The 23738-nt window shown below is 63.7% G+C and carries 24 protein-coding genes, 1 tRNA gene and 1 riboswitch; of the genes, 4 read left to right on the forward strand and 21 right to left on the reverse strand.

Annotated features, from left to right (window positions below):
- Positions 1-59: 59 nt before the first annotated feature.
- The 7 genes from panB to P0D89_RS11310 all read right to left on the reverse strand — a co-directional run bounded on the left by panB (position 60) and on the right by P0D89_RS11310 (position 6387).
- Entirely contained in the window at positions 60-875 is an 816-nt protein-coding gene (gene panB / locus P0D89_RS11280) for a 3-methyl-2-oxobutanoate hydroxymethyltransferase (protein WP_408376560.1), read from the reverse strand.
- A gap of 36 nt (positions 876-911) precedes the next feature.
- Positions 912-1592, reverse strand: a complete 681-nt coding sequence (locus P0D89_RS11285; RefSeq protein ID WP_408355308.1) for a deoxynucleoside kinase — start codon at positions 1590-1592, stop codon at positions 912-914.
- The gene (folK, locus tag P0D89_RS11290; protein WP_408376561.1) at positions 1589-2131 is read right to left on the reverse strand and encodes a 2-amino-4-hydroxy-6-hydroxymethyldihydropteridine diphosphokinase; all 543 of its coding nucleotides are present in this window, start codon (positions 2129-2131) and stop codon (positions 1589-1591) included. The genes P0D89_RS11285 and folK overlap by 4 nt, the downstream gene beginning before the upstream one ends.
- 48 nt (positions 2132-2179) lie before the next feature.
- Positions 2180-3778: a polynucleotide adenylyltransferase PcnB gene (pcnB, locus tag P0D89_RS11295; protein ID WP_408376562.1), complete on the reverse strand. Its 1599-nt coding sequence runs from the start codon at positions 3776-3778 to the stop codon at positions 2180-2182.
- Complete coding sequence (locus tag P0D89_RS11300; protein ID WP_408376563.1) at positions 3775-4461, reverse strand: histidinol-phosphatase; 687 nt, start codon at positions 4459-4461, stop codon at positions 3775-3777. The genes pcnB and P0D89_RS11300 overlap by 4 nt, the downstream gene beginning before the upstream one ends.
- Positions 4454-5236, reverse strand: coding sequence for a DnaA regulatory inactivator Hda (gene hda / locus P0D89_RS11305; RefSeq protein ID WP_408355320.1), 783 nt, complete (start codon positions 5234-5236; stop codon positions 4454-4456). The genes P0D89_RS11300 and hda overlap by 8 nt, the downstream gene beginning before the upstream one ends.
- 74 nt (positions 5237-5310) lie before the next feature.
- A complete protein-coding gene (locus P0D89_RS11310; protein WP_408376564.1) occupies positions 5311-6387 on the reverse strand; it encodes an AI-2E family transporter in 1077 nt (358 codons plus the stop codon).
- 101 nt (positions 6388-6488) lie between these two features.
- Here P0D89_RS11310 and purM point away from each other — a divergent pair, with 101 nt between their 5' ends.
- The gene (purM, locus tag P0D89_RS11315) at positions 6489-7556 is read left to right on the forward strand and encodes a phosphoribosylformylglycinamidine cyclo-ligase (RefSeq protein WP_408376565.1); all 1068 of its coding nucleotides are present in this window, start codon (positions 6489-6491) and stop codon (positions 7554-7556) included.
- 92 nt (positions 7557-7648) lie between these two features.
- Here purM and miaA read toward each other — a convergent pair whose 3' ends face one another.
- Together miaA and mutL are read right to left on the reverse strand one after the other, a co-directional pair.
- Positions 7649-8599 (reverse strand): tRNA (adenosine(37)-N6)-dimethylallyltransferase MiaA, encoded by a 951-nt coding sequence (miaA, locus tag P0D89_RS11320; protein WP_408355329.1) that lies wholly within the window; start codon positions 8597-8599, stop codon positions 7649-7651.
- 43 nt (positions 8600-8642) lie between these two features.
- Complete coding sequence (gene mutL / locus P0D89_RS11325) at positions 8643-10715, reverse strand: DNA mismatch repair endonuclease MutL (RefSeq protein WP_408376566.1); 2073 nt, start codon at positions 10713-10715, stop codon at positions 8643-8645.
- A 213-nt stretch (positions 10716-10928) separates the two neighbouring features.
- On the opposite strand from mutL, the gene P0D89_RS11330 reads away from it, so the two are divergent.
- On the forward strand, positions 10929-11600 hold the full coding sequence (locus tag P0D89_RS11330; protein WP_408355335.1) for a DedA family protein: 672 nt from the start codon (positions 10929-10931) through the stop codon (positions 11598-11600).
- Between the two features lie 163 nt (positions 11601-11763).
- On the opposite strand, the gene P0D89_RS11335 is transcribed toward P0D89_RS11330, so the two are convergent.
- The 12 genes from P0D89_RS11335 to ydfG all read right to left on the reverse strand — a co-directional run bounded on the left by P0D89_RS11335 (position 11764) and on the right by ydfG (position 21444).
- Entirely contained in the window at positions 11764-12576 is an 813-nt protein-coding gene (locus tag P0D89_RS11335; RefSeq protein ID WP_408355338.1) for a mechanosensitive ion channel family protein, read from the reverse strand.
- Between the two features lie 316 nt (positions 12577-12892).
- Entirely contained in the window at positions 12893-13267 is a 375-nt protein-coding gene (locus P0D89_RS11340; RefSeq protein ID WP_408376567.1) for a hypothetical protein, read from the reverse strand.
- A gap of 436 nt (positions 13268-13703) precedes the next feature.
- Positions 13704-14366, reverse strand: coding sequence for a hypothetical protein (locus P0D89_RS11345; RefSeq protein ID WP_408376568.1), 663 nt, complete (start codon positions 14364-14366; stop codon positions 13704-13706).
- A 489-nt stretch (positions 14367-14855) separates the two neighbouring features.
- A tRNA-Lys gene (locus tag P0D89_RS11350) sits at positions 14856-14931 on the reverse strand.
- Between the two features lie 181 nt (positions 14932-15112).
- Positions 15113-15862, reverse strand: a complete 750-nt coding sequence (gene ybgF / locus P0D89_RS11355; protein WP_408355347.1) for a tol-pal system protein YbgF — start codon at positions 15860-15862, stop codon at positions 15113-15115.
- Between the two features lie 20 nt (positions 15863-15882).
- Complete coding sequence (pal, locus tag P0D89_RS11360) at positions 15883-16392, reverse strand: peptidoglycan-associated lipoprotein Pal (protein WP_408376569.1); 510 nt, start codon at positions 16390-16392, stop codon at positions 15883-15885.
- Positions 16393-16425: 33 nt separating this feature from the next.
- Positions 16426-17718, reverse strand: coding sequence for a Tol-Pal system beta propeller repeat protein TolB (gene tolB / locus P0D89_RS11365; RefSeq protein WP_408355353.1), 1293 nt, complete (start codon positions 17716-17718; stop codon positions 16426-16428).
- A 139-nt stretch (positions 17719-17857) separates the two neighbouring features.
- On the reverse strand, positions 17858-18871 hold the full coding sequence (gene tolA / locus P0D89_RS11370; protein WP_408376570.1) for a cell envelope integrity protein TolA: 1014 nt from the start codon (positions 18869-18871) through the stop codon (positions 17858-17860).
- Positions 18868-19314, reverse strand: coding sequence for a protein TolR (gene tolR / locus P0D89_RS11375; protein WP_149672952.1), 447 nt, complete (start codon positions 19312-19314; stop codon positions 18868-18870). Before tolR ends, tolA begins: the two co-directional genes overlap by 4 nt.
- A 10-nt stretch (positions 19315-19324) precedes the next feature.
- On the reverse strand, positions 19325-20002 hold the full coding sequence (gene tolQ, locus P0D89_RS11380) for a protein TolQ (RefSeq protein WP_007179119.1): 678 nt from the start codon (positions 20000-20002) through the stop codon (positions 19325-19327).
- Between the two features lie 157 nt (positions 20003-20159).
- Entirely contained in the window at positions 20160-20639 is a 480-nt protein-coding gene (gene ybgC / locus P0D89_RS11385) for a tol-pal system-associated acyl-CoA thioesterase (protein WP_408376614.1), read from the reverse strand.
- Positions 20640-20697: 58 nt separating this feature from the next.
- Complete coding sequence (gene ydfG, locus P0D89_RS11390) at positions 20698-21444, reverse strand: bifunctional NADP-dependent 3-hydroxy acid dehydrogenase/3-hydroxypropionate dehydrogenase YdfG (RefSeq protein WP_408355365.1); 747 nt, start codon at positions 21442-21444, stop codon at positions 20698-20700.
- Positions 21445-21691: 247 nt separating this feature from the next.
- Positions 21692-21800, forward strand: a riboswitch (ZMP/ZTP riboswitch).
- A gap of 166 nt (positions 21801-21966) precedes the next feature.
- On the opposite strand from ydfG, the gene glyA reads away from it, so the two are divergent.
- Together glyA and nrdR are read left to right on the forward strand one after the other, a co-directional pair.
- Positions 21967-23214 carry a serine hydroxymethyltransferase gene (gene glyA, locus P0D89_RS11395; protein WP_408355368.1) on the forward strand — a complete coding sequence of 416 codons (1248 nt, stop codon included), beginning with the start codon at positions 21967-21969 and terminating at the stop codon, positions 23212-23214.
- Between the two features lie 6 nt (positions 23215-23220).
- Positions 23221-23703, forward strand: a complete 483-nt coding sequence (nrdR, locus tag P0D89_RS11400) for a transcriptional regulator NrdR (RefSeq protein WP_091796645.1) — start codon at positions 23221-23223, stop codon at positions 23701-23703.
- Positions 23704-23738: the final 35 nt, after the last annotated feature.

The raw sequence follows: 23738 nt of genomic DNA on the forward strand, positions 1-23738 counted from the left end.
CGCCCGCGTGCGCAAACACAAATCAGCGCCCGGCTAAACACCCAAGCGCTTGAAACTCATCAGAACGTGTGCTCCGGCCCGGGGAACGAACCGTCCTTCACCGCGCGCACATACGCTTCCACGGCGGCCAGAATGCTCGGCTGCCCCTGCATGAAGTCCTTTACGAAGCGCGGTCGCTTGCCGGGGAAAATCCCCAGCATGTCGTGCAGCACCAGCACCTGACCCGAGCAATCGAGACCCGCGCCGATCCCGATCGTCGGAATGCGCAACTGCTTCGTGACCTCGCTGGCGAGCTGCGTCGGAATTGCTTCCATCACGATCAGTTGCGCGCCGGCTGCCTGCATGGCGAGCGAGTCGCGCAGCAGTTGGCTCGCGCCCGCCTCGGTTTTGCCTTGCACCTTGAAGCCGCCGAACGCATGCACCGACTGCGGCGTGAGGCCGACGTGCGCGCACACCGGAATCGAGCGGTCGACCAGAAAGCGCACCGTATCCGCGAGCCATTCGCCGCCCTCGAGCTTCACCATCTGCGCGCCGGCGCGCATCAATTCCACCGAGCTTCTGAATGCGTCCTCCGGCGTGCCGTAGGTGCCGAACGGCAGATCGGCCACCACCAGCGCCGAGGTCCGCGCGCGCGCGACGCTGGCCGTGTGATACGCGATGTCGGCGAGCGACACCGGCAGCGTGGTCGTCTGGCCTTGCAGCACGTTGCCGAGCGAGTCGCCGATCAGCAGCACGTCGACGCTCGCGCGATCCAGCAGCGCGGCGAAGCTTGCGTCGTAACAGGTGAGCATGGCGATTCTTTCGCCGGCGTCGCGCATTGCCTGCAGTTTCGGCACGGTGATCGCGTTCCGGCTCGCTTCCTGCAAATAAGTCATGGGTCAATCCATTGGAAAAAGAGGTGGCCGCGCCGCTCAGAGCGACGTGCCTTTGACAAAGAATTCCTTGCGGCCGCGCATCGTTTCGATGCGTTCAGCGAGCAGCGCAAGGTCCGCGTCCGAGTCGAGCGGATTCAGGTGTTCGGCGTTGACCGTCAGCACCGGCGTGCGGTCGTAGTGATAGAAGAAGTCGTTGTACGCGTCGCACAGCGCGCGCAGATACGCGTCGGAAATCTGCAGCTCCATCGGCACGGCGCGCTTCTGGATCCGCGCGAACAGCACCTCGGGACTGGCCTGCAGATAGACCACGAAATCCGGCGCCGGCGCGCTGGTTTCGAGCCGCGCCGCGAGCGCGCGATACAGTTGCCACTCGTCTTCCGGCAAGGTCAGACGCGCGAAGATGTCGTTCTTCTGCGTCATGAAATCGGCGATGAGCGGCGTGCCCGAACCATACGCGGCGCTCACGTCCTGAGCCTGCTGCGCGCGCTGCAACGCGAAGTGCAGTTGCGTGGGCAATGCGTAACGCGCAGTGTCGCGATAAAAACGTTCGAGAAAGGGATTGTCCTGCGGCCGCTCGAAGAGTTCGTGCATCGACCAGCGCTGCGCGAGGCGCCGCGCCAGCGAAGTCTTGCCAACGCCGATCGGCCCTTCGATCGCGAGATAGCCGAACGGTGGGCGCAATTGCGGTGCGGTGACCGTGAGGGGCGGCGAACTCATTCGCACCGGCCTTTGTCGGCGCCGCCGGCGGCCAATGCATTGAGCATCGGACACTGACAGGGCGACTTCACCTTCTCGATGCGTTGATGGCTGACACCGGCGAGCAGTGCATCGGCACGGCCGTATTGCGGAATGACGAGCGCCGCGTCGATTTCGACGAGCGGCACCAGCGCGAATGCGCGTTCGACCAGGCGCGGATGCGGCACGATCAGGTCGGCTTCGTCGATCGACTGATCGCCGTACAACAGGATGTCCAGGTCGAGCGTGCGCGGTGCGTTGCGAAACGGCCGCTCGCGGCCGAACTGATGCTCGATCTTGTGGCACAGCGCCAGCAGATGCCGCACGGGAAGCGTCGTATCGAGCTTCACGACGCAGTTGAAATAGTCGTCACCGCCCGCGTCGATCGGGGCGGTGCGATACAGGCTCGATTTCGCGAGCACGGAGATGGTGTGCTGTTGTGCCAGGCACACCACTGCGTCTTTCAGGGTCTGGCGCGCGTCCCCGAGATTCGCGCCGAGGCCAAGATAAGCAACCGTCATGGCATAACTTCCTGCAACTATCGTTCGACGGCTTCAGCGAACGCTATGTCAGTCGTCGTGCGAGCCGTCGCGGCCCGCGTCGTTGTCTGTGCGTTCGGCTGGCGTGCCGCCCTCCATTCCGTCGCCCGCTTTGCGGTTTCTGGCGCCACTGCTGCGCCGCCGTCGTTTTCTGGGACTCCGGTCCTTCCCGCCCTGCGTGAGCAATGCCTCGCGCGCGGCGACGTCTCCTTCGATGAACTCCGTCCACCACGCACCGACCGACTCGTCGAGTTCGCCCGATTCGCAGCGCAACAGGAGGAAATCATACCCCGCTCTAAATCTTTGGTGTTCCAGCAGCTTCAACGCGCTTCTTCCCGAACGTTTTTCGAGGCGCAACTGCAGGCCCCAGATCTCGCGCATATCCGACGAGAAGCGCTTGTGGATCGCGAGTTTCTCGGTTTGCATGTCGAGCACTTCGTCCATCGCGCGATGCAGCGCGGGCACCGGATATTCACCGTCAGCTTCAAATTTCTGCCAGCGCTGCTGCACGTCGTGCCACAACAGCGTGGCGAACAGGAAGCCCGGCGATACCGGTTTGCCGGCGCGCACGCGGGCATCCGTATTGGTCAGCGCCAACGTGATGAATTTTTCGCCGGTGGGCTGCTCGAGCACCACGTCGAGCAGCGGCAGCAGGCCATGATGCAGGCCTTCGTGGCGCAAGCGCTTCAGGCAGGCGAGCGCGTGACCCGACAGCATCAGCTTGAGCATCTCGTCGAACAGACGCGCGGCGGGCACGTTGTTGATCAGATCGGCCATTTTGGCGATCGGCGCGCGGGTACTGTCTTCGATCTCGAACTCGAGCTTCGCGGCGAAACGCACCACGCGCAGCATACGCACCGGATCTTCGCGATAGCGCGTGGCCGGGTCGCCGATCATGCGCAGCAGACGCGCGCGCATGTCGGCCATGCCGTTGTGGTAGTCCAACACGGTTTGCGTGGCCGGATCGTAGTACATCGCGTTGACCGTGAAATCGCGGCGCGTGGCGTCTTCGTGCTGCTCGCCCCACACGTTGTCGCGCAGCACACGGCCGCTCGCGTCCACCGCGTGAGTGCGACGGTCGAGCTCGTCGCGCTTGAGGCGACGCGCCGGCGCGGCGTCTGCCGCGGGCGGATCGACCAGCGCGCGGAACGTTGAGGTTTCGATGATCTCCTGGCCGAACTGCACGTGCACGATCTGAAACCGCCGGCCGATGATGCGCGCGCGGCGGAACAGCTTCTGCACCTGTTCGGGGGTCGCGTCGGTGGCGACGTCGAAGTCTTTCGGCTTGATGCCGAGCAGCAGATCGCGCACCGCCCCGCCGACGATGAACGCGCGGTGCCCTGCCTGCTGCAAACCTTCGGTCACGCGAATCGCGTTCCTCGAGATCAACGCGGGATCGATGCCGTGCACGTCGTGCGGAATGATCACCGGCACGTCCGGGTCGGGCACGGCCTGGGCGGCCGCGCCGGCGCCGGCGGATTTGCGGCGCGGCTTGCTCGCGCCCGCGGTGGTGGACTTCGTGGGCGTGCGGGCGCTGCCGGTCGAGTCTGCTTCGGCTTCGGCGGGCAGCGTGTCGTCAGCGGGCGCCGCGTCCTGGCCGAATAGCTTGCGGATGAGTTTTTTGATCACGAGGGTTGAAAGAGTTCGAGGATGCGCCAGCCTTTGGCGTGCGCATGGGCGCGCAATGTGTCGTCCGGATTGGTCGCGATGGGGTCGGTGACTTTCTCGAGCAACGGAATGTCATTATGCGAATCGCTGTAGAAATAGCTGTGCTCGAAGTCGCTCCAGGTCTTGCCGAGCGACGCGAGCCACGCTTCGGTGCGGACGATCTTGCCTTCCTTGTAGCTCGGCGTGCCGGTGGGGCGGCCGGTGTATGGCCCGTGCGGATCGCCGTCGACGGTTTCCACTTCGCAGGCGATCAGCGTATCGACGCCGAAAGCCTGGGCGATCGGGCGCGTGATGAATTCGTTGGTCGCGGTAACCACGCAGCACAGGTCGCCGGCTTCACGGTGCTGCTTCACCAGTTCCAGCGCGGCCGGAAAGATGGCCGGCTTGATCACTTCGTGCATGTACTGCGCGTGAAGGTCAGCGAGTTGCGCGCGCGTGTACTTGGCGAGCGGCGTGAGCATGGCGATCAGATAGGCATGAATGTCGAGCTTGCCGGCTTTGTAGTCGGCGAAAAAGCGGTCGTTTTCACGGGCGAAATTTTCGCCGTCGACCATGCCTTGTTTCACCATGAAGCGGCCCCATTCGTGGTCGCTGTCGGTGGGAATGAGCGTGTGGTCGAGATCGAAGAGTGCGAGGTTAGCCATGGGGGCCTATTTTACTTGAAGCGGATGAAGCGGCGTGCGAACCTGCCGCCGAGCCTGATGAGCCGGGCGCGGCGCGCCGTTCGTCGACGTCGGGCGAAGCCAGCATGGTGCGCAACAGCGGCAGCGTGACCGCGCGCTTCTGTTCGAGCGAAAAGCGGTCGAGCGCGTCGAGCAGCGCCATCAGGCTCGGCATGTCGCGGCGAAAGTGCGTGAGCAGGTAGGCGGGCACGTCGTCGGCGAGCATGAGGCCGCGCTCGCGCGCCGCGTGCTTGAGTACCGCCGCCTTGCCTTCGTCCGGCAGCGGCGCGAGATGGAACACGAGGCCCCACCCGAGGCGGGTGCGCAGATCCTCGCGCACCGTCATGCCGATCGGCGGCGCATTGCCCGCGGCGACCAGCGCGCTGGTGGGATGCGCGCGCACTTCGTTGAACAGGTTGAATACGGCGATCTGCTGCGCGGCCGACAGCGCGTCGCAGTCGTCGATTGCGTACAGCGCGACGCGCGGGTCGAAGCTGAACGCGGCGAGGCTGCTCTGCGGACCGGCGAAGCGCGCATGGCCCGGCGGCGCTTCGTGCACGAGCGCTTGCAACAGGTGCGTGCGACCGCTGCCGGATTCGCCCCAGAGGTAGAAGGTGCGGTCGGCGACCGGTCCGGCGGCGAGCGCGTTGTCGAGCTCACGCAGTCGCGTGACCAGCTCCGCGTTCGCGCCGGCGAAGAAATTGTCGAATGTCGATGGCGGCGGGGTGCCGAGATCGAGCGTCAGTTGACGAAGCACAGTAGGTGAATGCCGAAAATGAGGCTAAGGCCGCAAGTGGCCCGGACCTCGGGCCCTGAAACGTCAGTAAGCAGTTAGTTGTTGTAAAGCGTGCTGGCCAGATAGCTTTGCCGCAACTCGCGGATCGCCACCGACAGGATCGCGCTGACCGGCAACGCGAGCAACACGCCGAAAAAGCCGAATAGCTGGCCGAACGCAAGCAACGCGAAGATGACCGCGAGCGGGTGCAGCCCGATCCGTTCGCCGACTAAACGCGGCGTCAGATAAAAGCTCTCGACGATCTGCGCGAAGCCGTAAATCAGCGCAACCGCACCGAAGCCGTACCAGTCGCCGAACTGCAGCAGCGCCGCGAGCAGCGCCAACACCAGACCGGTTGCGAAACCGAGGTACGGGATGAATACCGCGAGCCCCGTGAAAATGCCGACCGGCAACGCGATCTCGAAGCCGGCCAGACTCAGCGCGACGGAGTAGTACACCGCCAGCACCGCCATTACCAGCAATTGGCCGCGCAGGTATTGCGACAGCATCTGGTCCATGTCGCGCGCCAGTTTCAGCGTCTTGTCGAGCCAGCGGCGCGGCACCACGATCTGCAGGCGCGCGAGCATGCGGTTCCAGTCGAACAGCAGATAGAACAGCACGAGCGGCACCAGCACGAGGTTGCCGACCACCGTCATCATCAGATTGCCGCTGGTGCGCAGCGAGGTCCACGCATACCGCGCGACGGTTTGCGCGCTGCCTTCCAGCTGCCCCATCACGAGGTCGCGGATGCTGGCGAAATCGAGCGAGTCGGCCAGGCCTAGCATCGCCAGCTTGGGTTGCAGCCATGCGCTGACATGCGCGAAGAACACCGGCACCTGCTGGCGCAATTGCGGCCCTTCCTTCTGAATGACCGCGAGCACCAGCAGCACGAGCATGGTCATCAGCAGCGTGAAAAACAGGATCATCAGCAACGCGGCGAGGCCGCGCGGCACGCGCCGCCGCACCATCCATGCGACGCCCGGCTGCAAAATGTACGCGAGAATCGCGCCGAGCAGAAACGGCGTGAGGACCGGGCTGAGCAGCCACAGCAGGATGCCGACGCCCAGCGCGATAGCCAGCAATATGAAGGCGCGGCGCTGAACCGGAGTCGGAATCGGTGAGTTTTGTTGCAAAGTTGGTTTCCCAGGTGTCGTCGGAACCGGATGATTCAAATTCCAGCCAGTCGGCCAGCATCGGGTAAAATCGCATTTTACCGACCTTCGAGCTCTTCCCCATGAATCACCCGAAATCCGCCCAGCCTTCAACTGATTCGGCCCAAGGTTTGTCGTATCGCGACGCCGGCGTGGACATCGACGCGGGCGACGCCCTTGTCGACGCGATCAAGCCCTTTGCCAAAAAGACGATGCGCGACGGCGTGCTGGGTGGCATCGGCGGGTTCGGCGCGCTGTTCGAAGTGCCGAAGAAATACAAGGAGCCGGTGCTCGTGTCCGGCACCGACGGCGTCGGCACCAAGCTGCGCCTCGCGTTCCAGCTGAACAAGCACGACACCGTCGGCCAGGATCTGGTGGCGATGAGCGTGAACGACATTCTCGTGCAGGGCGCCGAGCCGCTGTTCTTCCTCGACTACTTCGCGTGCGGCAAGCTGGACGTCGGCACGGCGGCGACGGTCGTCAAGGGCATCGCTCATGGCTGTGAACTGTCGGGTTGCGCGCTGATCGGCGGCGAAACGGCGGAAATGCCGGGCATGTATCCGGACGGCGAGTACGACCTGGCCGGCTTCGCGGTTGGCGCGGTCGAAAAGAGCAAGATCATCGACGGCAGCACGATCGCCCCCGGCGACGTGGTGCTGGGCCTCGCGTCGAGCGGCATTCATTCGAACGGCTTTTCGCTGGTGCGCAAGATCATCGAGCGCGCGCAGCCTGACCTGAATGCGGATTTCGACGGCCGAACGCTTGCCGACGCGCTGATGGCGCCGACGCATATCTACGTGAAGCCGTTGCTCGCACTGATGCAGCAGATCACCGTGAAGGGCATGGCGCACATCACGGGCGGCGGGCTGGTCGAAAACATTCCGCGCGTTCTGCGTGAAGGCCTGACGGCCGAGCTGGATCATCGCGCATGGCCGATGCCGCCGCTGTTCACGTGGCTGCAAAAGCACGGCGGCGTCGCGGACGCGGAAATGCATCGCGTGTTCAACTGCGGGATCGGCATGGCGGTGGTGGTTTCGGCAGCCGACGCCGATGCGGCGATCGGCCTGTTGTCGGCGGCTGGCGAACTGGTCTGGAAGATCGGCGCGATTCGCGAGAGCGCGGCCGGTGAAGCGCAGACCATCGTGATCTAACGGTTGGTATATCCCGCGCGGCGTGCGAAACGCACAGCGCCGCGCGGGGTCGGTGCTTTAACGCGTCACGTCAAAAGCTTCACCTCAACGCTTCAAATCAACGCCTCGATCTGATCGAGCACCCGCGCGGTTGCGTGCGGATCGCAGCAGTCCACCACCACCCGCTCGGTCATGCTCCGCAGCCACGTGAGCTGCCGCTTGCACAACTGCCGGGTCGCAAAGACTCCCTTGTCACGCATGGTCGGATAATCGACCGCGCCATCCAGATACTCCCAGACCTGCCGATAGCCGACACATCGCATCGACGGCATCTCGGGCTGTAAGTCACCGCGTTCGCGCAACTTCACCACTTCATCGACGAAACCGCCGGCCAGCATCGCGTCGAAGCGCTTCTCGATGCGCGCGTGCAACACGCCGCGATCGGACGGCTCCAGCGCGATCGGCACGAAGCGCCACGCGGCGGCTTCGTCGCGCGGCCGCGCCGGGGCGGCCAGCAATGCTGACATCGCTTGCCCGGTCAGCAGAAAAACTTCAAGCGCGCGCTGAATGCGCTGCGAATCGTTTGGTGCGAGCCGCGCAGCCGTCACGGGATCGACCTCCGCGAGCCGCGCATGCATGGCCGGCCAGCCTTCGCGAGCGGCGTCGGCGTCGAGCGTCGCGCGCACGTCCGGGTCGGCCGCGGGCAGGTCGTTGAGCCCCTGCGTGAGCGCCTTGTAGTACAGCATGGTGCCGCCGACCAGCAACGGCAGCCGCCCGCGCGCGTGAATTTCGCCGGTCAGTCGCAGCGTATCGGCGCGAAACTGCGCGGCCGAATAGGCATCGGTCGGATCGACGATGTCGATCAGATGATGTGGCGCCACCGCGCGTTCTTCCGCCGTCGGCTTCGCGGTGCCGATATCCATCTCGCGATACACCAGCGCCGAGTCGACGCTGATGATTTCCACCGGCCGCCGCGCGGCCAGCGCCAGCGCGGCGGCGGTTTTACCGGAAGCGGTCGGGCCGAGCAGGCAGGGGATCGGTGTCGGGGATGGCCGTGACGTCATGGGCGAACCGGCGCGCGTCGAAACAAGGTCATCGAATGCATCGTCACTGCCCGCGCATGAACAGCCGATCGAGATCGGACAGCGTCAGTTGATACCACGTCGGACGCCCGTGGTTGCATTGATCGGCGCGCTCGGTCGCTTCCATCTGACGCAGCAGCGCGTTCATTTCGTCGAGCGTCAAACGACGGTTCGCGCGCACCGCGTGATGGCACGCGAGTGTGCCGAGCAGTTCGTGCTGACGCTCGGTCAGCACGCGCGAGCCGCCGAACGCGTGCAGGTCGGAAAGGACCGCGCGCGCCAGCGCCTGCAGATCGGCGTCTTTCAGCAACGCGGGCACGGCGCGGATCGCGAGCGTGGTCGGCGAGAGCACGGCGAGGTCGAAGCCGAGCGCGTCGAGCGTGTCGCGTTCTTCTTCCACCGTGCCGATTTCGATCGGATCGGCCGGCATGGTCTGCGGGATCAGCAGCGGCTGCACGGCGATCGCGCGATCGGCCAGCGCGTTCTTGAACTGCTCGTACAGAATGCGCTCGTGCGCGGCATGCATGTCCACGATCACCAGTCCGTGCGCATTTTGCGCGAGCACGTAGATGCCGTGAATCTGGCCGAGCGCGAAGCCGAGCGGTTGCTCGTCGGCGGCGTTGAACGTGGGCGCGCTATACGGCGCTGAAGCGTTATATGGCGACGGCGTTTCGGCGGCCGAGTCGCGTGCTTCGAAGAGCGTCGCGCCTTCGGCGGTGCCGGCGTTGGTGTCTTTGCGGCCGAACAGCGCGTCGTAGAACGCGAGCGGTTGGGCGACCGGCAGCGTGCCTTGCGTCATGCGCGCCTGGCGCATCCAGGTCGTGCCGGGCTGCGACGAGCCGAACCCGCCGCCCGGTCCGCGAGTCAGGCCACCTGCAAAACCGCTGGAGCCGATGCCTGGGCCAAAACCGGCGCCACCGCCGCCACCCGCGCCCGCACTTGCGCCCGCGCCGCCCAACGGCGTCGCACCGAACGAAGCCGGCCCGCCCGCCGCAGGCTCCAGGTGCGCCGCATGCCCGCCCGCCGTCGTTTCCGGCGATGCGCCCGCATGCCGCGCCAGCGCGCGCTGCACCGCGTGGAACACGAACTGGTGAATCGAGCGCGAGTCGCGAAAACGGACCTCGATCTTCGACGGATGCACGTTCACATCGACCCCTTCGGGCGGCAGATCGAGGAACAGCACGTACGACGGATAACGGTCGCCGTGCAGCACGTCTTCGTAGGCGGCGCGTACCGCGTGCGTGAGCAGCTTGTCACGCACGAAACGGCCGTTGACGAAGAAGTACTGCTGATCGGCGCGGCCGCGGCTCGCGGTCGGCAGCCCTGCGCAGCCGTAGACTGCCAGCGGTCCGGCGGATTCGTCGAGCGGCAGATGGGCCGTCGCGAAAGTGTCGCCGAGAATCTTCGCGACCCGCACCGGCGGCTCGCTCGCGTTCCAGTGTTCGACCGCCTTGCCGTTGTGCAGCACCGAAATCGCGACGTCCGGCCGCGCCAGTGCCGCGCGCCGGATCTGTTCGAGGCAGTGGCCGAGTTCGGTCTGCTCGCTTTTCAGGAATTTGCGGCGTGCTGGCGTGTTGAAGTACAACTCGCGGACTTCGATCGTCGTGCCCTGAGTGCCGGCCGCGGGGCTCAGCACGCCGGTTTGCGCGTCGACGCGCACGGCATGCGGCGCGTCTGCGGTGCGGCTCGTGATGGTCATTTGCGCTACCGACGCGATCGACGCCAACGCCTCGCCGCGGAACCCGAGCGTAGCGACCGCTTCCAGTTCGGCGAGCGAGCGGATCTTGCTGGTCGCGTGGCGCATCAGCGCGAGCGCCAGTTCGCTCTCGGGGATGCCGCAGCCGTCGTCGGTGATCGAGATGCGCTTGACGCCGCCTTCGTCGAGCAGAATGCGCAGCGTCTGCGCGCCGGCATCGAGCGCGTTTTCCAGCAGTTCCTTGACCACCGAGGCCGGCCGTTCGACCACTTCGCCGGCGGCGATCTGGCTGATGAGCTGATCGGGAAGGGGCTGGATCGCGCGCAACGGACGTGGCGCGGACGTGGCCGCGGCTGCTGGGACGGTGGCGGAGCCGTCAGGCGTTTCGGAGAATTCGGACATGGCGAAATTATAGCGATTCGGCACAGGGGTCCGCCGCCGCACACAGCGGCGGCAGATTTTTAATCGCAGCGGGGCACTTTCGGTATCATGACGCGGTCAATTTCCGGCTGCCGGCGTGTGCTTGCATGAGTTTGCGTGTGCTCGCCGCTGTCGTCGCAGGCCTGCCCGCAAGCCGTTTCGCCACACTCTCATTCGTTTAACAGAGGACGCTCCTTGGATACGCTGCTACATTTCGTCAACCTCGTCCTGCACATCGATAAGTTCCTCGGAGACTTCATTCACGTGTACGGCGCCTGGGTCTACGCGGTGCTGTTTCTGATCGTGTTCTGCGAAACCGGGCTGGTGATTCTGCCGTTTTTGCCCGGTGACTCGCTCCTGTTCATCGGCGGCGCTTTCTGCGCGACGGGCCAGTTGAACCTGGGTTTGCTGATCCTGCTCCTGCTGATTGCGGCGGTCACGGGCAACACCGTCAACTACATGATCGGGCGGGCCATTGGGCCACGGGTGTTCAATTCGCACATTCCTTTCCTCGAACGCTTCCTCGATCGCCGCGCGCTGCAGAAGACCCACGACTTCTATGAGAAGCACGGCGGCAAGACCATCGTGCTCGCGCGTTTCATTCCGGTGGTGCGGACCTTCGCGCCGTTCGTGGCTGGCGCATCGTCGATGACGGTGAGCCGGTTCCAGATGTTCAATATCATTGGCGCGTTGCTGTGGGTGTTGCTGCTCGTGCTTCTCGGCTACTTTTTCGGCAACATTCCGTTTATCCGCCAGTACCTGAATGTGATCGTGCTAGTGGGTATCGGCGCGGCCGTGGTGCCGGTTCTGCTCGGCGCACTGTGGAAGATGTTTCGCAAGGATGCCGCAAAGGCCGGCGGCCGCTGACGCGCCGGCGCGGCCGCTGATGCCGGAAGACGAAAAGGCGCCGCGAAATCTCGCGGCGCCTTTTCTATTTTGCGAAGCTTGAGTCTGCCGTGGCGAGCGGCTCCAAGTCGACGTCGCGGCGCAAACCTTCCTCCCTTCTAGTGCGTCGCGATCCCCGCCGCGTTCACTGAACCACGCGCGGCGCCAGCGGAGTTTCCGGCGTGGGATAGCCCGCGTCCTTGAATGTCTGAACGATCGCACGATTCGTGTCGAAATAGACCTGCCAATAATGGTCATTGGCCGTAAAGGGCCTCACGCATAGCAGCGGTCCTTCCGGCGTGAAGCTCAACACTTCGATGTCGGGCGCCGGGCTCTCGACCACGTTGGGAATCTGCACGACGGCCGCCCTCAACCGGTTCATCGCATCGGTCGGATCGACGCCGTTGGCGATCTTCGCGGTCAGCTCGACGCGCCGCACCGGCAACACACTGAAGTTCGAGATCGTGTCGGAGAATATCTTGTTGTTGCCGACGATGGTCGTCACGTTGTCCGGTGTCACGATCGTGGTGCCGAACAGCCCCAGTTCCGAGACCGTGCCGGTGACGCCGCCCGCGGTGACGAAATCGCCGACCTTGAACGGCCGCAGCACCTGCATGAACACGCCCGCAGCGAAATGGGCGAGCAGGCCGCCCCAAGCGGTGCCGATCGCGAGGCCGAGACCGGCGAGCAGCGCGGCGAACGAAGTCGTCTGGACACCGAACACCTGCAGGATCGCGAGGATCAGCAGCAGGTTCAGCAAGGCGCCGAGAATCGAGCCGAGATAGTGAGCCAGCGTGGGATCGACCCGGCCATGGCGTCCGAGCACCTTGCGCAGCAAGCCGGTGATCAGGCCGATGATCCAGCGGCCGACGATCCACAAGACGATTGCCCCGAGGACCTTGGTGCCGAGGTCGATGCCCCGGGTCATGATGAACACGCGTATGGTATCGAAATCCAAGATGTTCCTCGCTGGATAAGTTGCCTTCTACTGATTGAACGACGGTGGCGCAATACAGCGGCAAAATGCCCGACGACGGGCGCAAACGGTAACACTCGGCTTGGGGAGTTATAGGCGACGGCGCGCGCATGTGCAAGGACCGTTCCCGCTGACCGAGGGGCAGGCCAGGCGGGAAAGAGCGGGCGCTTTGGTGGTCGGGGTCAAGGGTGGGGCTCGCCGCGTTCGCGGTGCGCAGGGCGGTGTAATCGTGGCTTGGACGTGCGTTGTCGGCGTGGCCTTGGGGGTGCCAACTGGTTGCGCTTACATGCGCATTGGCTCACATGCGCAGATGCGATTCGGAATAGCGCGACGTGCGGATGACGAGCGCCTTGTCGGCGCGCATTCTCGTGGCGCGTTTGCGGCGTGCGAGGAACTGCCACGCGAAAGCGACGACGATAGAGAGCACATACGCGCCGGCACGCTGATAAAACGCGGCAGGCGCGCTGAATTGGCCGTAGCGGTTTTGTGAGTCGGCGAACACGAGGAAGGTCAGCGCCGCATCGAGTGCCAGCGCGGCACATACCAGTGCCGCGAACACTCGCGCGCCGTTGACTGCCGGGCCGGAGGTGAGCCGGTTGTACAGGCCGCATACGAGCAAAGCGGCCGCGAGTAACGCGAGGTTCGAGACGACATCGAACAGAAAATTGACCATATCGATTCAAAGAAAGCGCAGGGTGCCGCAGGGTTGCCGAAGCGTCTGCTGACGCGAGGTCCCGGTAGGGTCTCCCGGGGCGGCGGCGATCATTGCATATCTTTCTGTCTCGATAAATGGGCTTGTCTTGAAGGAGCTTGGGGGGATGCCGGTATGGTGGAGTGGTTGCGTGGAAAGGCTTGATCGTTCCCTGCGATGTAATGAATTGCGGTGTGGGAATGTGTCGGTGAAATCGTGAGGAATGCTGTAGAAGGAAATTGAGTGAGGAAAATTTCCCCACGTCCTTCGACGGAGAACGGGATGGAGTTTGTGCTGCCGAATACTGAATGGGCATAGCGCGTCGCGCGTCAGCGAATCATGTGCGAATGCGCATTCCTGCAACCAGTCTGGTTATATGCGATTGTGATGTAAGTCGCCTTCGCCGCCGACCGGCCGCTTAGAAGCGATACGAAATGCCGATCTGCAACGTCGGATACCATCGAAACGGCGACGCCTTATCGCGCAATTGCTGCAGCCCGGTATTTATGATCTGCTGACTCATCGCCGGTCCTGCAGCTTGAGAGAGCGCAGGTGAGAGCGTGTAGTAAGAGCGGGGGATGCCGTAGGCGACGCCCAGATCGACCACGAGGCCAAATCCCTTCGACGCCGGTCGCAGCCCGTAGCCCACGCCCAGATATGGCATCACAGGCGGGTACTTGACGGTGGCCGTCGCGTATTCGCCCGGAAAGGCGGGCGAGGCTACTCCGTTGAACACATAAACGCCGTTCGTCGGAACGGAGTTCCCGGAGACCTCGTTGTCCGTAATACGGACGCCGGCCGTGATGCGAAACCCGCTATTCGCCCACGGGAAAAAATCGCCGTACAGGCCGCCCTGACGCAGACGCAGATTGTCCTCATAGCGATTGCCGCCCACGGTGAAGTCGTGCGACAACTTGATCGCGTTGAAGTCCGCATGCACGCCGAATCTCGAATTGATGCTCAGCGCCGCGCCGACGCCGATGCCAAGCGTGCCGCCTTGGATGAATATTTCCTGGGCGTGCAACGTTTCGGTGGAGATTGCGGTGCCGACTACCCAGATTACTTTTATCGTCGTCTTCATGGGCCCCCTAAGCGGTTGGGCGGCGGGAGTGTTGTCCCTGCCCAGTCCTGTGGTCTTGTCTGGGGCGCTCTAAGGGCGCCACGAAAAGATCATGCTTGGGCAGGGCGCGGGCGGTCTGTGGGATGTCGAACTGTTTTGGGGAACGATCGAAAAGGACGCCAAAGCGTGAAGCGCATGGAAAGCGGCTTGCGAGGTTGATGCGTGCAAGCCTTGGGCTCTCTTGCCAGGCCTATGGAATTCGCCGCGGTCCGTGTGTGCGGTTTCGCACACCGGGCGGTTCATATAATTACGTAGCCCTGCGTAGGATTGCGATCTCCTGGATTGCTCTCCTCGATTGCACGACTTGACCCGGAGGCAATCGGACGGCTCATGGGCGCACAGTTGGAAATCGCGTCGAGCGAAAACATCCGCTCAGCGCCTAAACGGAAAACGGGCGCCGGAAAAGAAAAAGGGCTTGCGACGCTGACGCGTGCAAGCCCTTGAATCTTTTGGTAGGCCGTACGGGATTCGAACCTGTGACCAACGGATTAAAAGTCCGCTGCTCTACCAGCTGAGCTAACGACCCAAAAGAGAAGCGAAATTATAGCGACGGCCTCAATGGCTGTCAACACGTGAGACCGCTACAGCGATCGACACTTCAGATAGTGAAAAGCCCGGGCATCACTGCCCGGGCTTTTCAGCGAGAGGCGCGCGTGGCTATGACATCGGACACTGCGCGTTACTGCCAACAACTCAACCTTATGCGGCTACTTGATCTGCGACAGCTTGCTTTGAGCCGACTGCGCGACATCCGAACCGGCGTATTGCGCGACGATCTGCTCGAGCGTCTTTTTGGCCGCAGCCTTCTGACCTTGCTCGAGTTGATTGTTCGCAATCGCCAGCAGCGCTTCCGGCGCACGCGGATGCTGCGGGTAGTTCTTCACCACACCTTGCCAGACAGCCGTCGAGCCCTTGTAATCGCGCAGCGCATACAGCGCGTTGCCGAGCCAGTACTGCGCGGTCGGCTGGTAGGGGCTGTTCGGATACTTGGAGATGAAGCTGCGGAACGACGTCGCCGCGTTCTTGAAATCGCCGCTGCGGAACTGCTGCGAAGCCGCGTTGAACGAATCGGTTTCGCCCGGCTGCACCTCGCCCTGGACGCCGTCCACCGTCTGTTGCTGCGGCTCGAATTTCTTCAGACGCGTGTCCAGATCGGTGTAGTAGTCCTTCTGCTGTTTTTGCAGCGTGGAGAGTTGATTCGCCATGTCCTCGTTCTGCCCGCGCAGTGTCGCGACCTGCTGATTGAGCTGGTCCAGACGGTTGGACTGATCGAGGATCGTGCGTTGTGCGGCCGACAGCTGGCTCGACAAACTATCGGTCTTCGAGCGCAGATCGAGAATGGCCTGGCGGGCCTGATCGTCGTCGAAGATGCCTGCATGCGCGGGCACAGCCGCGAAGGCCGTGCCTGCGACGCAGGCCGCTGCGGCAAACCGCAGCCAGGAGAAACGATGCGTCATGCGGCTCATCATCTGTTGACTTACTGTTGATACACGAGGTCGGCGCGGCGGTTTTGTGCCCACGACGCTTCGTCATGACCCGTAGCTTGCGGCTTTTCCTTGCCGAGGCTCACGGCTTCCATTTGCGAGTCCGTCACGCCCATCAGCGACAGCGAACGGCGCACGGCTTCAGCACGCTTCTGGCCGAGTGCCAGGTTGTATTCGCTGGTGCCGCGTTCGTCGGTGTTGCCCTGAATCAGCACGTGACGCTGCGGATGGCTCTTCAGGTATTGCGCGTGTTGTTGCAGCAGCGACTGGTAGTCGTCCTTGACCGAGTAGCTGTCGAAATCGAAGTAGATACTGCGCTTGGCGAGCGGGCTGTTCGGATCGTTCAGCGGGTCGACGTTGACCTGCGCGACATCGTTCGGGTTCGGCTGCGTCGAGACCGCGCCGCCCTTGTTGGCGTTTTCATCGAGCTTGACGCCCGAGTGGCATGCGGCCAGCGCGCCGACCATCAGTACAGCAAATGCGAAACGAAGTTTGGACATCATTTTGGTTACTCTCCTTGTGTTATTGCATCAACGTTATTGCATAAACGGGCCCCAGGACGGCTCGCGTACGCTGCCGCCCTGAACAGACAGGACCTGCCGAGTGCGACCGTCGGTCGATACTGCGGCCAACACGCCACGGCCGTTCACCTGTGTGGCGTAAAGAATGTACTGACCGTTCGCCGCGAAGCTCGGCGATTCGTCATGTGTCGTGTCCGTCAGGCCCGTGGCGGTTCCGCCTTGCAGGTCCTGGATATAGAGCTTGAAGCCGCCGCCGACGCGCGAGATATATGCGAGCTGCTTGCCGTCCGGGCTGATGCGCGGGCTGGTGTTGTAGCTGCCCGTGAACGTGACGCGTTGCGCGGCGCCTGCGTTTTCGCCCTGGGCCGGCATCTTGTAGATTTGCGGCGCGCCGCCGCGGTCGCTGGTGAAATAGATCGACTGGCCGTCAGGAGAGTACGTCGGCTCGGTGTCGATCGAGCTGCCTTGCGTGAGACGACGCAGGCCGCTGCCGTCCGCATTGACGGCGAAGATCTGCGTGTTGCCGGTGCGCGAGAGCGCGACGGCGAGCGTGCGCCCATCCGGCGACCACGCCGGCGCACTGTTGTTGCCCTTCTGATCCGACACGACCACGCGACGGCCCGTGGGCAGGTCGTGGATGTAGACGATCGGCTTTTTCTTCTCGAACGAAACGTAAGCGACCTTGGTGCCGTCAGGCGACCATGCCGGCGAGATGATCGGCTCGGGGCTCGACAGCGCGATGTGCGCGTCCTGGCCGTCCGAGTCGGAGATCTGCAACTGATAACGGCCGCCCGTCTTGATGACGTACGACAGGCGCGTGGCGAACACGCCGCGGTTGCCCATCAGTTTCGCGTAGATATAGTCCGCGACCTTGTGCGCGCTCATGCGCAAGCCGCTTTCGGGGCTTACCAGCACGAGGCCGCCGAGGCTTTCGCCCTTGACGGTGTCGTACAGCTTGAAGCGCACTTCGTACTGGCCGTTCGGCAGGCGGTTCACGCTGCCCGCGACGAATGCGTTGGCGCCCTTGGCCTTCCAGGCGCCGAGGTCGACGGAATCCGACTCCGACACCGGCGTTGAGCCCGCGTCGATGTTCGTGAATTTGCCGCTGCGTTGCAGATCCTGACGCACGATTGTGCTGACCTGCTGCGGCGAGTTCGCTTCGTTGGCGAAATTCGCCGTGGCGATTGGAAACTGGGTGGAGCCGACGCCTGTCACGAGGACGTTCAGTTGTGCGTTGGCGGCGCCGCCAACGGCGATCAGGCACGATGCTACGAGTGTCCGCAGGCCTAGCTTGGTCATCAAACTCATGCTGTATGGATTCCCCAAAAACGGTTTTACTAACACTTCACAACAGCAGACAGACCGGAAAACGCCTATTTCGTTCCCGAGCACGCCGCGCCGGGCGGGGCACGGCGTCTGCTGTCATCGGACTGTCAAGATGCTGCAATCAACCTGCCGGACGCAGCGTAATCAGGAAGCTTTCCGGCGCCTTGCCATTGGTGTCCAGAGGCATTGGGTCGGAGCGCTGGACGGCCCGCAGTGCGGCGGCGTCCCACGCGGCGTTGCCGCTGCTACGGGAGACTGACGCGTTCAGCAAGGTGCCTGTCGGCGAGCAACGCACGGAGATCACGGTTTCCAGACCTTCGGTTTCGCCACCCCATGAGATGTTCGGGCGCACCGCGTGACGCACCTTGTCCGCGTAACCCGGCGATGCCGCTGTGCCACCCGAGCCGCTGCCCGTGCCGCTCTTGCCGAGCCCATTGCTGGTCGAGCCTGTGCCACCCGCCATGCCCTGCATCTGCGCGAGGCGCGCACGACGTTCGGCATCGACCTTCTTCGCTTGTGCCGCAGCGTCGGCTTGCGCCTTGGCCTTCGCCGCTTTCTGCGCGTCGGCCTTCTTCTGCGCTTCAGCTTCGGCTTGCTTCTGTTGCTGCTCCTGCTGCTGTTCTTTCAGCTGCTGTTGCTGTTCGGCCAATTGTTGTTGCTTCAGCTTTTCAGCCTGCTGCTGTTGTTGCTGCTGCTTCAGTTTGGCTGCCGCGGCCTTCTGCGCGGCGAGTTGCGCCGCCTGGTCCGCCGCCAGTTGCTGCTGGCGTTTCGCCTCGGCTTCCTGCTGTGCCTGCAGCTTCTGCTGACGCTGCTGTTCGGCCAGTTGCGCTTCGCGAGCCGCTTGCTGTTGCTGGCGCTTCTTTTCCTGCAGCGCGATGTCGGCCTGCTCGTCCCGCACCGGCGGGGCAGGCGCGACTGGCACCGGTGGCGGCGCCACAGGATGCGGAATCGCCGTGTCCGGCACCTCGGTCCACAGCTCGGCTTCAGCGCCTTCGGGCGTACTGTTTTGCCACTGAATGCCGTGATAGAGGAAGAACCCGAGCAGCGCATGCATCACCAGCGCGAACGCAAAGGCTCGCCCGGTGCCGCGTTCACGCGGTGGCTGGAGGGGGTATTCGGAGTTCTTGCGGATCATTGCGATTTGACGAGCAATCCAACGCGCTTGACGCCCTGGGCTTTCAGCTCGGACATCACGTTCATTACGACTTCGTACTTCACGGTTTTGTCGGCGGCGATGACGACAGGCTGATCAGGATGCGATTGCGCCCGGTCGGCGATGAAGCCGTTCAAGCCGGCCTTCGTCATGTTTTCCTGCTGCTGCGCGCCGGAATCGTCCTTGTACTTGACGCTCATATTGCCGTCCGCGCGAATATTCACGATGACCGGCGGGGTTTGCTGCTGCGGCGCGGCGCCGCCGACGGTCGGCAGATTGACGATCGACGGAGCGACGAGCGGCGCGGTCACCATGAAGATCACGAGCAGCACGAGCATCACGTCGATGTATGGCACGACGTTGATGTCGGCCATCGCGCGGCGCGAGCGCGAGCCGCGCATGCTGGAGGAGCGAGAGCCTGCCATCGTGGACTCCTTACTGTGCCTGGCGCTGCAGGATGTTCGAAAACTCTTCGATGAAGGTCTCGAAGCGGATCGCCAGACGGTCGATGTCGTGCGCGTAGCGGTTGTAGGCGACCACCGCCGGAATGGCGGCGAACAAGCCGATTGCCGTGGCCGTCAGTGCCTCGGCGATGCCCGGCGCGACATTCGCAAGCGTAGCCTGCTGAACGTTGGCGAGGCCGCGGAACGCATTCATGATCCCCCACACCGTGCCGAACAGACCAATATACGGGCTGACCGAACCGACCGACGCGAGAAACGCCAGATTGGCTTCGAGCACGTCCATTTCACGCTGGAACGCAGCTCGCATGGCGCGCCGCGCGCCGTCGAGAATTGCGCCCGGATCGTTCAGGCGCTTTTCCTTGCCCTTCAGGAATTCGCGCATGCCGGACTCGAAAATCCGCTCGAGCGCACCGATCGTGTGGCGATTGTTCGCGGCGCTCTGATAGAGCGCCTGCAGATCGCCGCCCGACCAGAAATCGCGTTCGAAGCGTTCAGTTTGCGCGCGCGCACGGCGGATCGCAAACCACTTGCGGAAGATGAAAGTCCATGACAGCAGCGACAGCAACAGCAGGAGGGCCATGACGGCCTGTGCCAGCAGGCTCGCGTTGAGTACTAGTGAAACGATCGACAGATCTTGTGTAGTGTTCATAAAGATTCGATTTAACGTCCCGGGACGGGGGCGTCCGACTGCAAGGTCGTTCGAAGCTTGCCGTTGGCAAAACGGAAGCGTCGGCGATTATCGCAAGCCGAACCATGCTTTGTGCTGCTTGATCGGTATGAGTTCACTGGTCCCCTAACAACGGGGTTCAGACTTCGTTCGTTGACACGCCGTCGTGGTTTACCCCCGGACCGCCCCGCAAGGCGGCCAGAACCGGCGGCGGAATCGCGGCCGGCCGCAGCGCAATGCGGTCGACGCAGCCAATCCGGATCGAACCGGTAGCAAGCAGCGTGCCTTCGCGCCACGCTTCCTGGGCGAAGTCTACCGAAGCCCTGCCAAGACGCTCGATCCGGCTGACGATTTTGACGACGTCGTCAAGCCGGGCCGGCGCCCGGTAATCGAGCGCGGTGCTGCGCACGATGAAAATCGCACCCGTTTCGTCCGCGAGGCGGCGCTGGTCGACGCCGCACGCGCGCAGCCATTCGGTGCGCGCGCGTTCGAAAAATTTCAGGTAGTTGGCGTAAAACACGATGCCGCCAGCATCGGTGTCTTCGTAGTACACGCGGATGGGCCACATGTACCCGATTTCGGTGCCAGGCTGGCTGGTCGACATATTCATGCGGCGCATTTTACCGGAACGCACAGTCCAGGGTCTGTTTCAAAGTGTGCGCCTTGTCTGGCGGGCGTCAGCCGCGATGAATCGTCAATCCGGCGAACGATTGGGCGACCGGCATCAGCTCGATCGTGTTGATGTTGACGTGGGCCGGGCGGGTGGCGATCCAGTAGATCGAATCCGCGATGTCTTCGGCCGTCAGCGGCTGGACGTTTTCGTACACCTTGCCGGCTTTTTCATCGTCGCCGCGAAAACGCACGTTCGAGAATTCGGTTCCGCCGCACAGGCCCGGTTCGATGTCGGTGACGCGCAGCGCGGTGCCGGCGAGGTCGGCCCGCAGGTTCAGACTGAACTGGCGCACGAATGCCTTGGTGGCGCCGTACACGTTGCCGCCCGCATAAGGCCAGCGGCCTGCCGCGGAGCCCAGATTGAAGATATGCCCGCGATTGCGTTCGACCATGCCGGGCAGCAGCGCATGCGTGACCTGCACGAGACCCGTGCAGTTGGTCTCGATCATCGTGTTCCATTCGTCGAGACTCGCCCTTTGCGCCGGCTCGACGCCGAGCGCGAGGCCGGCGTTGTTGACCAGCACGTCGATCGCGGCGAATTCGGCCGGCAGCGCGGCGGGCGCCGCTTCGACGGCGGCGCGGTCGCGCACGTCGAGTTCGTATGGCAGCAGCGCGTCGCCGAGTTCGTCGGCGAGTGCCTGCAGGCGGTCTTTGCGGCGCGCGGTGGCGACGACGCGATGGCCGCCTTTGACGAAGGCGCGAGCGATGGCGGCGCCGAATCCCGCGGACGCTCCGGTGACAAACACGATCATTGCAGTTCCCTGGTCGGAAAGAGAGAAAGGCCCCAAGCCTACTTCCAATGCGGCGCTGCGGCAAGGATGAACCAGCCGTATCAGCGGCTGCGGCAGTGGCGCGCCGCGGATGCCCGGCGCGTTGCCCCCGGGCGTTCGCACGCCGCGCGGGGTGGCGTTGCGACAGGTTCCACCGCTGTGACCGACGCGCACCGGGGCGCCGGCAAGCCGGTTGCCTATTCGACCCTCTTCCAATAAACTAACGCGCTCGACCCTGCGTGACTGGCGATAGAACCGATTCAACCAATCGGGTTCAAGGTGGAACAACCCACCGTGAAGCGCAGGGTGCCGTTTTGCCGTTCGCCTGGGCAGCCGTGATCCGCGCGCGTTTATCTGCGCTGACGGTGGCTGTCCTGCCTCGCGTGTGCGGCGACTCTCCGTTCGCCACGTCAGGGCTGGCTCAGCCGCCAGCAGCGCTGCGTACCCTCTACGCAAGATTCGGCGCATGATCCGGTCAACCTGAACACATTCAACGGAATCCGTATGTTTGACAGAGCCCAAAGCACCATCGCCAACGTCGATCCTGAACTCTGGAAGGTCATCGAGCAGGAAAACCGCCGTCAGGAAGAGCACATCGAACTGATCGCGTCGGAAAACTACACGAGCCCGGCTGTGATGGCTGCGCAGGGCTCGCAACTCACCAACAAGTACGCCGAAGGGTATCCGGGCAAGCGCTACTACGGCGGCTGCGAATACGTCGACGTGGCCGAACAGCTGGCGATCGACCGCGTGAAGCAACTGTTCGGCGCCGAGGCCGCCAACGTGCAGCCGAATTCCGGCTCGCAGGCGAACCAGGGCGTGTTCTTCGCGATGCTCAAACCGGGCGACACGATCATGGGCATGAGCCTCGCGCACGGTGGCCACTTGACCCATGGCTCGCCGGTCAACATGTCCGGCAAGTGGTTCAACGTGGTGAGCTACGGCCTGAACGAAGCCGAAGACATCGATTACGACGCCGCTGAGAAGCTTGCTCAGGAACACAAGCCGAAGCTGATCGTGGCCGGCGCGTCCGCCTTCGCGCTGCGCATCGACTTCGAACGCATGTCGAAAATCGCCAAGTCGGTCGGCGCGTACTTCATGGTCGACATGGCGCATTACGCCGGCCTGATCGCCGCGGGCGTCTACCCGAATCCGGTGCCGCACGCCGACTTCGTCACCACCACCACGCACAAGAGCCTGCGCGGTCCGCGCGGCGGCGTGATCCTGATGAAGGCCGAGTTCGAAAAGCAGATCAACTCGGCCATCTTCCCGGGCATCCAGGGCGGTCCGCTGATGCACGTGATCGCCGGCAAGGCTGTCGCGTTCAAGGAAGCGCTGTCGCCGGAATTCAAGGCATATCAGCAGCAAGTCGTCGAAAACGCGCGCGTGCTGGCTGAAACGCTGGTCAAGCGCGGTCTGCGCATCGTCTCGGGCCGCACCGAAAGCCACGTGATGCTGGTCGACCTGCGTGCGAAGAAGATCACCGGCAAGGCTGCGGAAGCGGCGCTCGGCGCGGCGCACATCACGGTCAACAAGAACGCGATTCCGAACGATCCGGAAAAGCCGTTCGTGACGAGCGGCGTGCGTCTCGGCTCGCCGGCCATGACCACGCGCGGCTTCGGCGTGAAGGAAGCCGAGCTGGTGGGTAATCTGATTGCCGACGTGCTGGACAACCCGGAAGACACCGCCACGATCGACCGTGTGCGCGCGCAGGTCGCCGAGTTGACCCAACGCTTCCCGGTTTACCGCTAAGCCGTCATGCATTGCCCCTTCTGCCGCCACGCCGATACGCAGGTCGTCGACTCGCGCGTATCCGAAGACGGCGCGACGATTCGCCGGCGCCGCCGCTGCCCGGCCTGCGACAAACGTTTCACGACGTATGAGCGGGTCGAGCTGGCGTTGCCGTCGGTCGTCAAGAAGGATGGCAGCCGCACGGAATTCGACCGCCGCAAGATTGTCGCGAGCATGCAACTGGCGCTGCGTAAGCGCCCGGTGGCTGCGGACGCGATCGACGCGGCGGTCGCCCGCATCGAGTACCAGTTGCTCGGCAGCGGTGAGCGCGAGGTCCGCAGCGAGCGGCTCGGCGAACTCGTCATGAACGAGTTGCGTGCGCTCGACACGATTGCCTATGTTCGTTTCGCTTCCGTCTACCGGCGCTTCGAAGACGTCTCCGAATTTGAAGACGTGATCGAAGAATTTCGCCGCGCTTCTTCTCCGCCCAAGCCTCCACGCAAGCGCTGAGCGCAGTCGCGCCGCGGGTTGCTTTTCTGTCTCCG

Origin of the sequence: Paraburkholderia sp. RL18-085-BIA-A, from assembly GCF_046027075.1 — a bacterium.
GTDB lineage: Bacteria > Pseudomonadota > Gammaproteobacteria > Burkholderiales > Burkholderiaceae > Paraburkholderia.

Excerpts from the sequence above, each read along its gene's own strand:
- panB (WP_408376560.1), bottom strand. The coding sequence starts at position 875 with ATGACTTATTTGCAGGAAGCGAGCCGGAACGCGATCACCGTGCCGAAA.
- P0D89_RS11285 (WP_408355308.1), bottom strand. The coding sequence starts at position 1,592 with ATGAGTTCGCCGCCCCTCACGGTCACCGCACCGCAATTGCGCCCACCG.
- folK (WP_408376561.1), bottom strand. The coding sequence starts at position 2,131 with ATGACGGTTGCTTATCTTGGCCTCGGCGCGAATCTCGGGGACGCGCGC.
- P0D89_RS11300 (WP_408376563.1), bottom strand. The coding sequence starts at position 4,461 with ATGGCTAACCTCGCACTCTTCGATCTCGACCACACGCTCATTCCCACC.
- purM (WP_408376565.1), top strand. The coding sequence starts at position 6,489 with ATGAATCACCCGAAATCCGCCCAGCCTTCAACTGATTCGGCCCAAGGT.
- miaA (WP_408355329.1), bottom strand. The coding sequence starts at position 8,599 with ATGACGTCACGGCCATCCCCGACACCGATCCCCTGCCTGCTCGGCCCG.
- mutL (WP_408376566.1), bottom strand. The coding sequence starts at position 10,715 with ATGTCCGAATTCTCCGAAACGCCTGACGGCTCCGCCACCGTCCCAGCA.
- P0D89_RS11340 (WP_408376567.1), bottom strand. The coding sequence starts at position 13,267 with ATGGTCAATTTTCTGTTCGATGTCGTCTCGAACCTCGCGTTACTCGCG.
- P0D89_RS11345 (WP_408376568.1), bottom strand. The coding sequence starts at position 14,366 with ATGAAGACGACGATAAAAGTAATCTGGGTAGTCGGCACCGCAATCTCC.
- ybgF (WP_408355347.1), bottom strand. The coding sequence starts at position 15,862 with ATGACGCATCGTTTCTCCTGGCTGCGGTTTGCCGCAGCGGCCTGCGTC.
- pal (WP_408376569.1), bottom strand. The coding sequence starts at position 16,392 with ATGATGTCCAAACTTCGTTTCGCATTTGCTGTACTGATGGTCGGCGCG.
- tolB (WP_408355353.1), bottom strand. The coding sequence starts at position 17,718 with ATGAGTTTGATGACCAAGCTAGGCCTGCGGACACTCGTAGCATCGTGC.
- tolA (WP_408376570.1), bottom strand. The coding sequence starts at position 18,871 with ATGATCCGCAAGAACTCCGAATACCCCCTCCAGCCACCGCGTGAACGC.
- tolR (WP_149672952.1), bottom strand. The coding sequence starts at position 19,314 with ATGGCAGGCTCTCGCTCCTCCAGCATGCGCGGCTCGCGCTCGCGCCGC.
- tolQ (WP_007179119.1), bottom strand. The coding sequence starts at position 20,002 with ATGAACACTACACAAGATCTGTCGATCGTTTCACTAGTACTCAACGCG.
- ybgC (WP_408376614.1), bottom strand. The coding sequence starts at position 20,639 with ATGCGCCGCATGAATATGTCGACCAGCCAGCCTGGCACCGAAATCGGG.
- ydfG (WP_408355365.1), bottom strand. The coding sequence starts at position 21,444 with ATGATCGTGTTTGTCACCGGAGCGTCCGCGGGATTCGGCGCCGCCATC.
- glyA (WP_408355368.1), top strand. The coding sequence starts at position 21,967 with ATGTTTGACAGAGCCCAAAGCACCATCGCCAACGTCGATCCTGAACTC.
- nrdR (WP_091796645.1), top strand. The coding sequence starts at position 23,221 with ATGCATTGCCCCTTCTGCCGCCACGCCGATACGCAGGTCGTCGACTCG.